Below are 15,772 nucleotides of genomic sequence, written 5' to 3'. Positions count from 1 at the left end.
TAGAATGATCGACGATGTCTCTGAGATCAAAACATTTCTTAGTAAAAAAAATGAGCGGTAAGAAGAAGTAAGAAAGATACGCACCTTTTTAAAAAAGAGACACTGCTGTCTTATCGTCTTTTAAAATAAAATGCCCAGTATAGAAATACCAGGCCCAAAACTTTGATAAATACCATTCACATAACGCGACAATAATGCATTTATTTTAATTAATTAAAATAAGGCGTATTTATATTAAATATTTTGAATTACGCTATTCCTAAAAAATAAATTGTTATTCGATACGATTTATTTTTATAAAACATTTGGATATCTAAAAAAAGTTTATATTTTTGTTGTTACATTTATCAACCCTTACACTTACTCATCCGATTCCTTTTTAATAATCAACGCCCCAATTACACTGTAAATTTTTATTATAACCTTCAATAATAATAATTCATTGCACTTGACATTTGTTGTTAACTGGATGAATAATAGTATCCTTTTGTATTTACCACTACGATTCTTACAAAAATATTTCAATCTCTGAATCCTGTAATTAGCCAAAGTATTTCTTATTAGTTAACGGTATAGGTTACATGCTTAACCTGCCATTTAAATCTTTGGTTATGATTTTTTTAAAAATTTTAAATACTAATAGATCAGCTACTGTTAAGCATCTAAAGGAGAAGCTATCTTCTCTTAAACAATTCAGCTCAGTAAATACTTCAACACAGTTTCGTTTAGCACCTTCAATCATCCATCAACGTAAAAATAAGTTTTCGTATATGAAGCAATTAAATAATAAGGCAGTATTGTTTGCAATTACAATACTGATCGCAAATTTATTTTTTGTTCAAACCTCTTTTGCACAAATAACAACAGGAGTAACAAGTGTTGGACCCGGTGAAGGATTTTCTAACACTGGAGCTGATGGGAGTGGTATAGGATCTGTTAGTTGGAGCAACCCTGGAAATGTTATAAGTAATGATAATAGTTATGCAACAGCTACTGTTACCAGTTCGTCTGCATCTCATTATTTACAGGCAACAAATTATGGGTTTACCATTCCAACCGAAGCAACTATTAAAGGTATAACAGTTACGGTTGGACGCTTTGGAAGTTCTTCTTCAAGTGGAATAATAGATAACTCAATAAAATTAATAAAAGCTGGTTCTATTGTGGGGAGTAGTTTAGCAAGTACATCAACATGGAGCACTTCGGAAGCTGTCGCTACTTATGGTGGCGCAACTAATTTATGGGGAAATACGTTAACACCGGCGGATATAAATTCTTCCAACTTTGGCGTTGCACTATCAGTAAAAACCAACAGCAGCAGTAACAGAACTGCTTCTGTTGATTATATGACAATTGCTGTAACCTATTCGGGTACTTATAAATCACAATTCATTTCAATGGATGCAGGTTCATCTGCATGGTGCCAGGGTGAAACAAGAACTGTTTCTATTACAGTTAAAAATAACGGTACTCTTACTTGGACCACCGGATGGCCACAAATTAATTTAGGAGTAAAATGGAACACTAATAATACTATCTGGGATGACTACCATGTACGCACAAGTGCTAACAATCTTGCACCCGGCGCTACAGGAACTTTTTCATTTACTATACAAGCCAGTAATGCAACAGGGGGACCTACTTATACAACACCATTATCAGCAGGTACAAATAATCTAACATTTGATGTAGTGGATGAATTAATTTCCTGGTTTGCCGGCAATGGCGGAGGCACAGGCCCCGGCAATTCAGTATTTACTTCTTCTAGTCAAACCATCAGTGCTCCTGGAACAACTGCTACAGTCGGAGGTACGCAAAATATATGTGGAAACTTAACTACGTTGTCATTGGGTGGAAACACGCCAACAACAGGTACAGCCTTATGGAGTCAAACAGGCGGCCCAGGCACAACAACATTCAGTGGAGGCAGTACAGGTTCTTCAACAGCTACTGCCAGTTTATCTGGCACTTATAATTATACATGGACAATCACCAATGGAGGATGTTCAAGCAGCGCTTCTGTATTGGTAAATTATCTCACATTACCAGCTGCTGCTGCTACAAAAACAGATATCAGTTGTTTTGGCGCTAATAATGGAACAATAGTAATTACAGGAAGTGGCGGAAGTGGAACATTCTCTTCCTACTCGGTTAATAATGGATCGACTTATCAAACTGGAAATACATTTAATAATCTCTCTGTTGGTTCTTACAAAGTAAGAGTAAAGGATACCAACGGATGTGAATCAAGATCCGTACAGTAATTATATAATTCGAAGAAATGAAATTTTGAATTAAAAAGAAACAACATGAAAACGCATTATAAATATTCAGCTAAAGAAAGATTTAATGAAAGTTTCTTTTTTATAAATTCTAACATCACTATTGATAAACCAGGTACTACAGAAAAAAAAGTTGTAAATGATAATACATACACCATTAAGAATTTTTTTATGAAAAAAATTAGACACACAACCGCAAGATTCGCTATTATGTTTGTAATTGCGAGCCTGTTTCTTACAAGTCATGCTCTTGCTCAAAAAACTTGGGATGGTGGTGCAGGAACAAGTAACTGGGGAGATGCAAACAACTGGAGTCCAAATGGTGTACCCGGATCTTCAGATGCAGTTACAATTGCGAGCAGTACTACTGTTACTATCAATATAACTAATGCAGTTTGTGGATCGCTTCAATTAGGAAAAGTTGGAGGATCGAGTGCCCAGGCAGGTTCTTTAAGCTTTGCCACTACTGGTAGTCCTTCTTTAACAATTTCGGGAGCGCTAATATTAGGAGGTACTTCCAGTACTAACGGTAGTACCGGAACTGTTACATTTAAAAGCGGGGCTACTTTAACTGCCGGTAGTTTACAGGTAGGAGGTTCTAATGGAGGTAATACGGGGATTATAACAATGACATCCGGTGGTACATTAATTTTAAATGGTGGAATAACGATTGGCAGTGATGCCGGCACGTGGACACCGGGAACCGGAACCTTACAACTGAATGCTACCAACACACTGCCTTCAACAATATTTACAACATTCAATAACTTAATTATAAATGGTGGAACAACAACAAGTTCAGGCGTTGCTTTTACAGCAGGCTTTGTTACGGTATCGGCAGGAAATTTAATTCTTTCTGCTACCAATGTAGATTATGGAATAACAAATGACCTGATAGTTTCATCGGGTGCTACATTAACGCATAGTGTAAACTGGGATGTTGCAGGTAAATTATTAAAAGTGGGAGGTAACATAGCAATTGATGGAACATTTGCTTATACAGCACGTTCTCATGTACAAATGATCACTGGAGGAAAATCTGTGAGAACCGGAAACACTTCCGGCTCTGCCTTTTCAATACTCACGTTTACACATACAAGTGGAACTATCAGCGCTAGTGGATTACTGAATGTTAATGATAATTTTTGGGCATCTTTTAATACCACAGGTGGAACCTTTAGCACAAACGGACAAACTGTAAATGCCAATAGCGGGTTATTAAATGCTGGTGGAACAATTAATATTAATGGAGGTACATTAAATATAACTGGAGGCTTTTCAGTAGGTACAAGTACTACGAATGGAGCTGTGACAATGAGTTCAGGTACATTGAATACGGATGGAATTACCATCGGTACAGGAGCTACACCTACAGGTACGTTTGCTCAATTAGGCGGTACAGCTAATGTAACAGGAAGTGTTACAATCAATGCATCGAGTTCTTATACCTGTACAAATTCTCCTGCAATAAATATTTCCGGTAGCTGGACGAATAATGGAGCATTTTCTGCAGGTACAAGTACTGTTAATTTTAACGGAACGGGTACTCAAACAATTGGCGGAAGTGTAAGTTCTACTTTTAATAACCTTAATATGAGCGGTAGCGGAACATTGCAATTATCTTTCAATACTTCCATAACAGGTAATTTAGCCATTTCTTCCGGGGTATTTGATGCAAGTACTTTTACAGCAAACAGAACTGCATCCGGTGGTTCGCTTACACTTAGCAATGGAGCAACACTAATGATGGCGGGCACTAATACGTTGCCATCTAATTATTCTACCCATTCAATTGGAGCAACGAGTACAATTAATTATTATGGAGCAAATCAAACCATAGCAAATTTAAATAGCTCACAGGTATATGGGAATATTGTGCTTGCAGGTTCCGGAACAAAAACATTTAGTGCAACTACCAAGGCAATTACAAATAATTTATCAGTATCTTCTGGAGTAATAGCATTATTCCCGTCCAGCAATACCTATACAGCAGGGACGCTTACGTTAAGTGGAACTGGCCAGCTAAATGGATCCTACGGAGGCTCAGCATCTTCAGCTACCTTTAAAAACAGTACTTATTTTGGAACAACAACTTCGGGTATTTTAAATGTTACAACATCTACTGCACCAACCGTTAACACTTCAGGATCATTAACTGCGATGTCAACTACATATGGTGCAGCATCAACAGCTACGATAGTTAGCATATCAGGTTCAAGATTAGTAGCAAATATTACAGCAACAGCGCCAACAGGTTTTGAAATATCAAGTGATGGAACAACATTCGGAACTACTGCAATCTTTACTCAATCTGGTGGAACTGTTAGTGGTACACTTAGTGTTCGATTAGCAGCTACTGCTAACGTTTCAGGAACTTATAATTCACAAAGCGTAGTATTATCTACTACTGGAGCAACCAATGTGAATGTAACAAGTACTTCAACCGGAAATACAGTAAGCGCAGCATCATTGTCAATAACTGCTGTTGCACAAAGTAAAACATATGGAGGAACTGTTTCAACATCTGGCGTATTAAATACAACATATACTGTTACCGGATTAAAGAATAGCGATGCCATTAACGGAGAAACGCTTAGCTATAGTGGTAGCCCAACTGGTAACCTTGCTACAGCAGCAGTAGGTAGTTATACTATAACACCTTCATCTGCGAGTTTTTCAACAGGGATAGCATCTAATTATACTATTTTATATAATACAGGAACATTGACTGTAAATACAACTGCATTAACTGTTGTCGCTAGTGCGCAAAGTAAAACATACGGAGTTGCTATTGCAACAACCGGAGTATTAAATACTACGTTTACTGTTAATGGCTTGCAAAACAGTGATGCCGTTAACGGCGCTACATTAGGTTATAGTGGCAGTCCTGCAGGTAATCTTGCTACAGCAGCAGTAGGTAGTTATACAATAACACCATCTGCAGTAACATTCTCAACTGGTACATCATCTAACTATACCATTATTTATAATACAGGAGCTTTAACAATAAATAAAGCGGGACTAACGATTACGGCTAGTACACAAAGTAAACTATATGGCGCTACTGTTTCAACAGCAGGAGTATTAAGCACAACATTTACTGTAAGCGGTTTGCAGAATAGTGATGTAGTTAATGGAGCAACACTTGGTTATAGTGGTAGCCCGGCAGGTAATCTTGCTACTGCTGCAGTAGCAAGTTATACGATAACACCATCTGCAGCAACATTCTCAACCGGACTGTCTTCTAATTATACTATTACTTACAATACAGGAACGTTAACGGTAAATAAAGCAGGTTTAACTATTACAGCTAGTGCGCAAAGTAAAACATATGGAGCTACGGTTTCAACAACCGGTGTATTAAGCACAACATTTACAGTTAGCGGTTTGCAAAATAGTGATGCTGTTAATGGTGCTACATTGGGTTATAATGGAAGCCCTGCAGGCAATCTTACAACTGCCTCAGTAGGAAGCTATACGATCACACCATCTGCAGCAACGTTCTCAACCGGCTCTTCTTCCAATTATACTATTACATATAGTACAGGTATATTAACTGTAAATACTGCTTCATTAACAATTACTGCTAATAATTCTACAAAAGCGTATGGCAGTATACAAACCTCATCTGTAAGTGGTAGTACTGCATTTAGCTCAACAGGATTAGCTAACAGTGAAACAATTGGAAGTGTAACACTAAATTACGGAACAGGAGCTTTAACTGCAACTGCACCTGCCGGCAGCACATCAACAATCACACCATCTGCAGCAACAGGCGGTACATTCAACGCAAATAACTATTCTATTAGTTATAGTGCTAATTCAGGAACTTTAACAGTAGTCAAGGCATCGCTAAGTATCACTGCAAATGATCAATCAAAATCATACGGGCAGCCTTTTAATTTTACAGGATTAGAATTCTCGACTTCAGGGTTACAAAATGGAGAAACAATTGGAAGCATAACATTAACAAGCTCAGGCGCAATAAGTACTGCCACAGTTACAGGAGGTCCGTATGGCATTGTGCCGTCAGAAGCAATTGGCGGAACATTTAACATAAACAATTATACGGTTACTTATACTAATGGAGCGTTAGCGGTAAATAAGATTCCTTTAACTATTAAAGCAAATAATCAAACCAAATGTTCGGGCATAGCATTTATTTTTATTGGAACTGAATTTACATCTTCAGGCTTATTATTCAGTGATGCTGTATCTAGCGTTACTCTAACGAGTTCGGGATCTGCCACAGGCGCATCTGCCGGATCTTACAACATTGTTCCAAGTGCTGCAACGGGAACAGGATTAGGAAACTATACTATTACTTATACTAATGGAACATTTACAGTTAACCAATCTCAAATAGTAAGCGTAGGTTCTGCACTAAGTTATATATGCGTTGGAAGTGTATCTGCACCATTAGGAGGTTCAATAAGTGGTGCTGCAACAAGTGCAACATGGGATGATGGCGGGGTTGGTGGAACATTTACTCCAAATGCAACTAGCTTAAATGCAACATGGACACCACCAGCAAGCTTTGTTGGTACAGCTACTTTAACGTTGACAACAATGGGCACTGGTCCTTGTGGTTCAGTTACTGCATCAAAAACACAAGTAGTAGATAATTCATGCCAAATAATAACAATTGCTGAGCCAACACAATTAACGGCATCTATTTCTAATACTGTGGCTACGATATGTGCAGGACAATCATCTACTATTACAATTGCTGTAACAGGAGGCACAGCGCCTTATTATATTAATGGAACACAACAAACAGGCGCAGGCCCTTTTACAATTACTGTATCACCGATAAGTACTACCACATATAATTCTTCAAATGTTATTGTATCTGATTCACATAATTGTACTAGTAGTACAACAGGTTCAGCTTCAATAACTGTATATGATATTCCAACAACTTCTAATGCGGGAAACAATCAGGTTATCTGCAGTAACAGCACTGCAGTACTTACTGCAAATACTGCTGTAACCGGGACAGGGATGTGGGCAGTTGTCAGTGGCCCAAATACTTCTGCTTCACAATTTAGCAACACTACAGAAAGTAATGCAGTATTTGCTCCTACGGCGTCAGGAACATACATACTTTCCTGGACAATTAGTAATGGGGTTTGTAATGCATCTTCATCAAATGTTCAAATAACTATTACACAAGCTCCGAATGCATCTATTAGTTATGCTATTGATCAGTGTACAGCTTCGGGTACAATAGCAGTGATGCAAACAGGAAACACAGGTGGAACATTTAGTTCAACTACAGGACTTGTGATTGATTCTTCTACTGGAGATATTAACCTTGCCTTAAGTAAGGGCGGTAATTATACCGTAGCATATTCTGTTGAGGCAGCAGGCGGATGTTCTAATTTGAATGCTCTTACCAATATAAGTATTAAGACAAGTACATGGATAGGTAATAATTCTACTGATTGGGCTCAAGGAAGTAATTGGTCTTGCGGATCTGTTCCTACAGCAGGGTTTGATATAATCATACCAGGTAATTTAAATAACTATCCGGTTTTGTCATCCGCAATTTCCATAAATAATCTTAGTTTCTCTTCTAATAACCTATATCCATCTACTTTAACAATAGGAGCGAATGCCTTAACTGTTACTGGATCTATTAATAATTACGGAACTTTTGGTGGCTCTTCATATTCAAGTTTGATATTAGGAAATGGAACTAATGGATATAATCCAACACTTAATTTTACTACAGGACATGATACTTTATTTAGTTTGACATTAAATACGAATGCTACTGCAACTATTGGTAGTACATTAAAGCTTGCTGCACCAGACAATGTTACGCCAGCATCCTTAACAGTAGGTTTAAGTGCTGTATTAAATACTGCAGATGGATTAACATTGGTATCTGATGCCAATAATACGGCAATCGTTAATCCTGTATTGGGTGTTATTAATGGAAACGTAAATGTCCAAACTTATATTCCTGCTAAAAGAGCATGGAGACTATTAACAGCACCTGTTACAAATTCAAATAGTATTTATGAATCATGGCAAAACAATGGAATTGCTTATAGCCAATCTGATGCTTCAACTTTTTATAAGGGTACTTTAATAACTAATACTGGTGATCTAACTGGAACAGGCATGGATGCGAATAGCTCAGCTTCTTTAAAAACCTTTAATATTGCTACACAATCATTAACGGCAGTAACAAATACACATGTGCCTATTTCTCAAGGAAATGCCAATAATGCTGATAATACAGGATATTTTATATTTATTCGTGGCGATAGAAATCCTGCTACTGTTGGTAATCCAAACTTTGGTCCATTACCTCTTAGTAATACAGTATTAAGCAGTAAGGGCAAACTCCAAACCGGCCCACAATCATTTATAATACCTGCTTTTAATACCACTCGTAAGTATATGCTTATTGGTAATCCGTATGCTTCGCCTATTGATTTTACTAACGTAGAAAGGACTAATATAGTGAACAGATTCTATACATGGGATCCTACATTAAATACAGTGGGAGCATACGTAGTAGTAGATGATGCTGCTAATTTAGGATCATATATAGTATCCACTTCTGGAAAAGGAACAACAAAGCAAGATAAAAACATTCAATCAGGACAAGCATTTATTGTAGAAAATCTTGCAGCGGCAAATCCTTGTATTCTTACTGTTAATGAAAGTGATAAATCGTCAAAAACAAATAAATATGTTTTCCGTCCGGTTGATAACCCTGAGTCTTTTAGAACAAGTCTTTATTTATTAAATGAAGATAGCTCTACTGTTCTAGCAGACGGAAATCTTGTACAATTTAATAATAATTATAGTGCAGCCATAGATGTATTGGATGCGATGAAGCTCAGCAATACAAATGAAAACATCAGTATTTTGAGAAGTGGCTCTTCACTAGCAATTGAAAGAAGACCTATTATTCGTATCAATGATACACTGTTCCTGAAATTTACAAATTCAACACAAAGAAAATATCGTTTTGAATTTACAGCAATTAATCTTGATCATCCTAATCTTGTAGGTTGGTTTGTGGATAATTATACCGGCATATCAAAAGAGATCAATTTAAATGGTAGTACAATTGTTGATTTTAGTGTTGATGCAAATGTAGCTTCGCAATCGAACAAGCGTTTTAGCGTAATATTTGGACCATTATCATCACCTTTACCGGTTACCTTTACTAGTATAAAAGCGCAACAAAAAAATACTGCTGTTGCAATAGAATGGAATGTTTCTAACGAAGCTAATATTAAAGCTTATGAAGTAGAAAAGTCAACTGATGGCAAGACGTTCATAACAATTTCAACAAATGTTGCTCAAAATAGCCAGTCGTACAATACAATAGATAATAATGTTACCAGCGAAATAAATTATTACCGTATTCGTAGTATAGATAATAACGGACAAGTTACATACAGCGCAACGGTAAAAATTTCTGTTAACAATAAAGTGTCAGCAATAACTGCTTATTCTACAACCATAATTAATAAAACCATCAGCTTACAATTTACTAATATGCCAAAAGGCGACTATTTTGTAAGATTAATAAATACTGCAGGTCAGGAAATGGAAAGAACTATTGTAAGTCATTCCGGAGGTACAGTTATTCAAAATATAGCTTTTAAAAATGCTTTTGCTAAAGGTGTTTATCATTTAGAGATTCTTAAACCTGATAATAAGAACAGAATTATAAGTGTGGTGTATTGAGAATTTATCTTAATAAACATAAACTGTATAAAGAAGACTATAGACTTCTATAGAAGTGCTTAAAAGCGATAAGTTTTGGAATAGAATCTGAATTAATTGACTCGATATTAATTTATTAGGCTCAACAAAATCAAATTACAATAGCTTTTACAAGTTTATTTTACACCTGAGCTTGATTTATTAAATCTTATTGTGAAGCTGCTGCTGCTTTTGCTTTTTTCTTAAAAAATCCTCTCAGTAGAAAATTATGTTGTACCGCTTCAAGATCATCATCTAGTTTTTTACTCGCAGATTCCAGAGTTTGCAAAGTATTTTTAACGGATGTAGCAGATTAAGTGGAAAGAAGAGAACAAGTGTTGCTACTATAACGAGTTGAGAATGTAGTGCTATAGTAAGAGTTGCTATTTGTAATATTTACATTTTTTTATTTCCTTATCTGTACATAATTACTCGAAAACGTTACATGATTAATAGTTATGTAATATCACAGCTAAAACGGAATTCGGAATAAATCAAACAAGATTAATTTCATATAATAATTTGAGTAATGGATGGCTGTTACAATATAAAACAAAGAATAAAAAACCTTTATCAATTAAGTGATGAGCGGTTTGCTTATTATTCATTTGTTACAATAGCGAAAGAAATTCTGGAAGAAATTAATAATAAAAAAAATGACTCATTCGATAATAAGGAAAAGCAAATTTTATCGGTTACCTGCGAAAAGATTAGCCTCACTCTTAATAAAGAGGTGTGGTATATAATCAATAAAGAAAACGAAATGAAGAGAAAAAATGCTCCTGCTAAAAGAGTTACTGAACATAGTGATTTGATAAAAAAGCAATTAAAATGTTGGAACTTGATTTGGAAGAATTGTATATTTTAACCACTTAAAGAAACTTCTTTAACCCTTCTTATAAGTATACAAATTTTGAAGGTGATAATGCAAGTGAAGGTTGTTTATTCAAAATATGGTTTTTCATAAAGGCAAGGCTTGGAGAAAATAAGTATTTAAGTATAGAATGGAATGAAGTGATTGTCAAATAAAACATAATATCCCTTAGAGATATTCTGATTTAAATAGAACTTGATTAGAATGCCAAAAATAGAAGGAAAGAGATATAAAGTAATAAAGTTAGTTTGATGGATGGAACAAGTGCAACTCTTATTCTATACAATTCTGTTACTAATTTTATTGTAAAACAAATTTCAACTTAGACAATGTAAAGTGAAAACAAATTCATTTCAGAATTTACTTAGAATAGCGCTTGGTTTGTTTATGATTTTTGCCGGAGTTAGTCATTTAACATGCCAACGACAGGAATTTCAGACTCAAGTACCCAAATGGTTATCAACTGATACTTCCTTTATAGATTTTATAGTAATGTCCTCAGGACTAGTAGAAATCATACTTGGGTTATCAATGCTTTTTTTTGTAAAACACCAAATGAAAGTAGGAATTGCGTTAGCAATTTTTTATGTATTTGTATTTCCTGGAAACATATCTCAATACACCAACAAAATAAATGCCTTTGGTTTAAATACAGATCAAAAACGATTTATAAGGTTATTTTTTCAACCCATTTTAATATTTTGTGCATTGTGGTCTACAGGTAGTTTATTTACTAAACTTAAAAAAGATAAGGCTAGAATACTAAATTCATAAAATAATAATTTTACTGAGATATCTTCATTAAATAATTATAGCGTGAAATGATAAAATAGAAAGCTATTAATTTTACATTAATTAGATAATGATGAAGTAGCGGAACAAATAGCCTATATCCAATTAATTTGTTTTCCCTGTTTAAAAATAAAGCCATTAAATGTTTCTGTAAATTAATTATCTCTTTATACCGGCAACCTAGAATTATTTTATAAGTATCGGTTAGTGTTATTATGGGTTTTGAACTCGTTACTTTACTATATATCTAACTTTTATTCTTCCCGCAGTCCAATCTCCTTTTAATTGTGCAATTATTTGTTTTTTAGAATGCATTTCTATTGATTGAACTGCAATTAGTATTAATTCACTCTTATTTTTAATATTATAAAGTGAATTCACGAGAAAAATAATTTTCTGTGATATAATCCGTGAAAATTAGAATTACACGAGGATTAATGAAAAATTTATCTTTTTTGATAGACATTGTTATTGTCAATTTTATATAAGGTCTTAAGTTGATTCTTAAGATGGTTTATCACTAAATCTTTTTCTCTATTTGACAACGCTTGCATATTTATCTCAGATCGAAGTAAAACGATTTCTGCTTTCAAGAGTTCATTAATAGACTTTTGTTCATAGTAATTCTTGCTTTTAATATAAATACCAAGACCACAACCTGCCATTAAAATTCCTGCTATAATTAGTATATTTCTTTGAGTATGATTTATTTTAACATTTTTAAGGATGTCCATAAGTTCACAATTAGTCATTGTATAAAATTTTATGAATATTAGAAATAGGATTAGATATAATAGAATGTTTTAAATAAAAAGAAGTCAATATGCCGTCCTTACTGATTGAATAGTTTAAAGCTTCTGTTAATAAAATTTCATAATTATCCAAATCCTTTGTAGTCACAGAGTATCCAGTTTTCTTTATTAAAAAATCTATTCTGGTTGTAATTGCTTTATGTTTCATAATCAATGCAGAATAAGTATCTCTTTCTGGCTTATCTTTTTTTCGATGAAAAGAAGTTTTACAATCTCTAACATTTCGGTCCTGATCATATGTTATAGGGCAAAATTCGCGAGTACCATGTTCTTGATCTGGAATAGGAGCTTTACAAAACTTGCACTCTCTATTTTGGTAATAAGAAAATCTCGTGTTTTTGTTTAAAAATTCCTTTTTCATCGTGTAATTTTTTACTAATATTGACTTTAAAACATAAAAATAATGAAAAAGTATGAGTTAAAGACATATTTTATTATATTTGAACTATGAACAAAAAGCCAAAAAGCCTAAATGATGAAGCAGAAGAATTATTTTCATTTGCTGAATTTAGAAAATTCATGTTTGAAACAACCGTCCCAATTAAAGAATTGACTGATAAAAAAGGTAAACCATTAGAAAAAATATTGGCCTTTTGGAGAAGAAATGAATTACTTCCTTTTATCGCTGATGGCAAATGGGCCAAAATGAGTTTTGCTCAATTATTCTGGTTAAGAATATTAGATGATCTTCGGGAGATCAGTTTTCCGGTTGATAAAATGAAATTGATATGCAACTATTTTTTTAAAGATGCGTATGATAATAACTTGCCGGAAAGAAATATAAGAAAGAATAAAGAAGAGATAGAAAAGAAAATAATAGCAGGAACTCAAACACAAGAGGATGAAGAATATTTTGAACTCTTAAAATATTACCTATCAGAGCCCCCTATTCTTTATATTTTTAAATTCAGCATAAATTATCTTGTTAACCTGATTGCATCTGTTATTGCAAGTGAGAATGATGGATTTATCTATATTTTTTTCGATGGAAGAGTTGCTGAATTTATTGGACATGAAAATGTAGGACACAAAGATTTTACGCCGGATCTTACTGAACCTCATATCCAGCTTTCCATAAGTCATTATTTAAAAGAATTTATTAGAGATGAAGATATTTCTAGTTTATTAATGCCACAGCTTTTAAATGAAGATGAAATCAAAGTGCTTAGGGAGATGCGGCGTAATAACATCAAAGAAATTACTATTTACAGAATAAATGATAAAAAAAACTTTCAAATCCAAAGCTCCAAAGAAGGTATTTTATCTAAAGAAAAAACACTGCAGTTAAAAGAGATTCTTGGATTGAAGAATTATGAAAGAATTACTATTGACACTATGGATGAAAAAACATTGTCTTTTAAAATGACGAGGAAAAAAATATAATGGTTCTGATTACCTCAGGCCTATGGTAGAACCCCGGCGTATTTTGTTTTTGACCAAGTGCGCCTTAAGGGTGAAAAATGAAAAATAAAAATGCAGCTTATGTAAAAAGTAAATTAGAAAATGACACTATAAATAAATTTGTAAAAGAGCCTTCTCTTGAAGAACAACTGGAAGTATTTACAGATATTCTCATTGATATTTACATTGAATCAAAAAATGAAAAACAAAAATTCAATCAACGCTCTTGAATCTTTGCTGGAACAGCAGACGATTAAACAACACGTTAGTTTACCAAAAAGAAAAGGAAATTACTGCGTTATTTATACCAGAGTCAGCACACAGGAGCAAGCTGAAAACAATGGAAGCCTTGAAGTTCAAAAAAAATTGTGTGACGAATATGCGGGTCGGAATAAATATTTGGTGCAGGAATATTTTGGAGGCCGGTATGAAAGTGCTCAAACAGATGGCAGAAAAGAATTTCAAAGAATGCTTGCGTATGTCAGAAAACAAAAAGATATTACCAGTATCATAGTATTTAATTATGATCGATTTTCCCGAACAGGAGCAGCTGCCGCTAAATTAAGCGAAGACCTAAGGAAAGAAGGCATTGTCGTGAAATCTGTAACGCAGGATATTGATACTTCTACCGCTTCAGGAAGGTTACAGGAGAATTTTTTTCATTTGCTGAATCATTTTGATAATCGTGCGAAAAGTGATCGTACAAGCATCAATACTCGTGAAGTAATGCTAAAAGGCTATTGGCCTTATCCTACTCCTGTTGGATATAATAACTTAAAGAAAAAACAACGGGCTTGTTTTCATGAATATATAATTACCGATGAAGGCAGAGAACTAAAAAAGGCATTCATTTTAAAAGCAGAAGGGAAATTAAGCAATAAAGAAATTATAAAACGTTTGAATGCGAAGGGAGTGAGAATTAATGAGAAGAATTTCCGTTGGATTATATCTAACCCTTTTTATGCCGGTTATGTAACTGGGAAATTGGTAGAAGGTAAACTTATAAAAGGCAAACACCCGGCATTAGTGGATTTAAAAATATTTTTAAATGCTAATAAGATATTGCAGCTAACTCCATGCGCCGGTATTCCAAAGCAAAGTAAACATGAAGAAGTCCCTTTAAAAATATTTGCAAAAGATGAACTGAGTAAACTTCCTTTTACAGGATATAAAACCAAAGGGAATTGGTATTATAAGACTAAAAATGCTGAAACTCCTGTAAATATATCTGCTAAAAAATTGAATTCACTATTTATAAATAATCTTGAACAAATCGAATATGATAAGAAGCAAAAAAAATCATTAAAAAAATTATTGCTTCAAAAATTAAAAAACACAATCCATCAATCCATAGAAGATAGTAAACTCCTCAAAAAAAATATAACTGAAAAACAAGCACAGTTGAATAAAATGGAAGAAAGATATGTTTTGGGAGAAATTTCTAAAGAGCTATATGATAAGTATGCTTTAAAGTATGCGGATGAATTGAAGATTTTGAGTGAGAATTTGAACCATCATGATATTGACAGTTCGAACCTTGATAACGCAGTTGAGAAATGCTTATTTATAGCACAGAATTTAAGCTCTACGTGGCTTTCTGCCTCATTTGAAAATAAACAAAGATTACAAAAATTAGTCTATCCTGAAGGAATTGTGTATAATAAGGATAAATGTATAGTTCGAACTCCAAAGATCAATAGCTTATTTGCAGCAATTGAGCCACTGAAGACGATTTTGGAGGAAAATAAAAAAGGCAATTCGAGTATGAATTGCCTAAAATCTAATTTTGTGCCCGGGACTGGATTCGAACCAGCACATCCTTGCGAACGCTGCGACCTGAACACAGTGCGTCTACCAATTTCGCCACCCGGGCA

Annotated in this window: 8 protein-coding genes, 1 tRNA gene and 1 pseudogene; 7 read left to right on the top strand and 3 right to left on the bottom strand. The window is 34.2% G+C overall.

Going from position 1 to position 15,772, the window contains the following annotated elements; translation table 11 throughout:
* Positions 1 to 611: 611 nt before the first annotated feature.
* The 4 genes from K9M53_RS03910 to K9M53_RS03895 all read left to right on the top strand — a co-directional run bounded on the left by K9M53_RS03910 (position 612) and on the right by K9M53_RS03895 (position 11,667).
* Positions 612 to 2,264, top strand: coding sequence for a hypothetical protein (locus K9M53_RS03910; protein ID WP_224018191.1), 1,653 nt, complete (start codon positions 612 to 614; stop codon positions 2,262 to 2,264).
* Between the two features lie 45 nt (positions 2,265 to 2,309).
* Entirely contained in the window at positions 2,310 to 10,001 is a 7,692-nt protein-coding gene (locus K9M53_RS03905; RefSeq protein ID WP_224018189.1) for an MBG domain-containing protein, read from the top strand.
* A 547-nt stretch (positions 10,002 to 10,548) separates the two neighbouring features.
* Entirely contained in the window at positions 10,549 to 10,887 is a 339-nt protein-coding gene (locus tag K9M53_RS03900; RefSeq protein ID WP_224018187.1) for a hypothetical protein, read from the top strand.
* Positions 10,888 to 11,229: 342 nt separating this feature from the next.
* A complete protein-coding gene (locus K9M53_RS03895; protein ID WP_224018185.1) occupies positions 11,230 to 11,667 on the top strand; it encodes a DoxX family protein in 438 nt (145 codons plus the stop codon).
* Positions 11,668 to 12,131: 464 nt separating this feature from the next.
* Here K9M53_RS03895 and K9M53_RS03890 read toward each other — a convergent pair whose 3' ends face one another.
* Both K9M53_RS03890 and K9M53_RS03885 read right to left on the bottom strand, forming a co-directional pair.
* Positions 12,132 to 12,419, bottom strand: a complete 288-nt coding sequence (locus tag K9M53_RS03890) for a hypothetical protein (RefSeq protein WP_224018183.1) — start codon at positions 12,417 to 12,419, stop codon at positions 12,132 to 12,134.
* Positions 12,420 to 12,429: 10 nt separating this feature from the next.
* Positions 12,430 to 12,858, bottom strand: coding sequence for a hypothetical protein (locus tag K9M53_RS03885; RefSeq protein ID WP_224018181.1), 429 nt, complete (start codon positions 12,856 to 12,858; stop codon positions 12,430 to 12,432).
* Positions 12,859 to 12,944: 86 nt separating this feature from the next.
* Between K9M53_RS03885 and K9M53_RS03880 the strand changes: the two genes are divergently transcribed.
* From K9M53_RS03880 to K9M53_RS16165, 3 genes and pseudogenes are all read left to right on the top strand, one after another.
* The gene (locus K9M53_RS03880; protein ID WP_224018179.1) at positions 12,945 to 13,880 is read left to right on the top strand and encodes a hypothetical protein; all 936 of its coding nucleotides are present in this window, start codon (positions 12,945 to 12,947) and stop codon (positions 13,878 to 13,880) included.
* 77 nt (positions 13,881 to 13,957) lie between these two features.
* Entirely contained in the window at positions 13,958 to 14,128 is a 171-nt protein-coding gene (locus tag K9M53_RS03875; protein WP_224018177.1) for a hypothetical protein, read from the top strand.
* Positions 14,097 to 14,954: pseudogene (locus K9M53_RS16165) on the top strand (recombinase family protein); the annotation flags it as partial. The gene K9M53_RS03875 and the pseudogene K9M53_RS16165, both read left to right, overlap by 32 nt.
* A gap of 733 nt (positions 14,955 to 15,687) precedes the next feature.
* Here K9M53_RS16165 and K9M53_RS03865 read toward each other — a convergent pair.
* Positions 15,688 to 15,771: transfer RNA gene (locus K9M53_RS03865), tRNA-Leu, on the bottom strand.
* Position 15,772 lies beyond the last annotated feature (1 nt).

It is taken from the genome of Ferruginibacter albus (genome assembly GCF_020042285.1).
In the GTDB taxonomy this organism is placed as follows: Bacteria; Bacteroidota; Bacteroidia; order Chitinophagales; family Chitinophagaceae; genus Ferruginibacter; species Ferruginibacter albus.
This window is presented reverse-complemented; position numbering and strand designations above follow the sequence as displayed.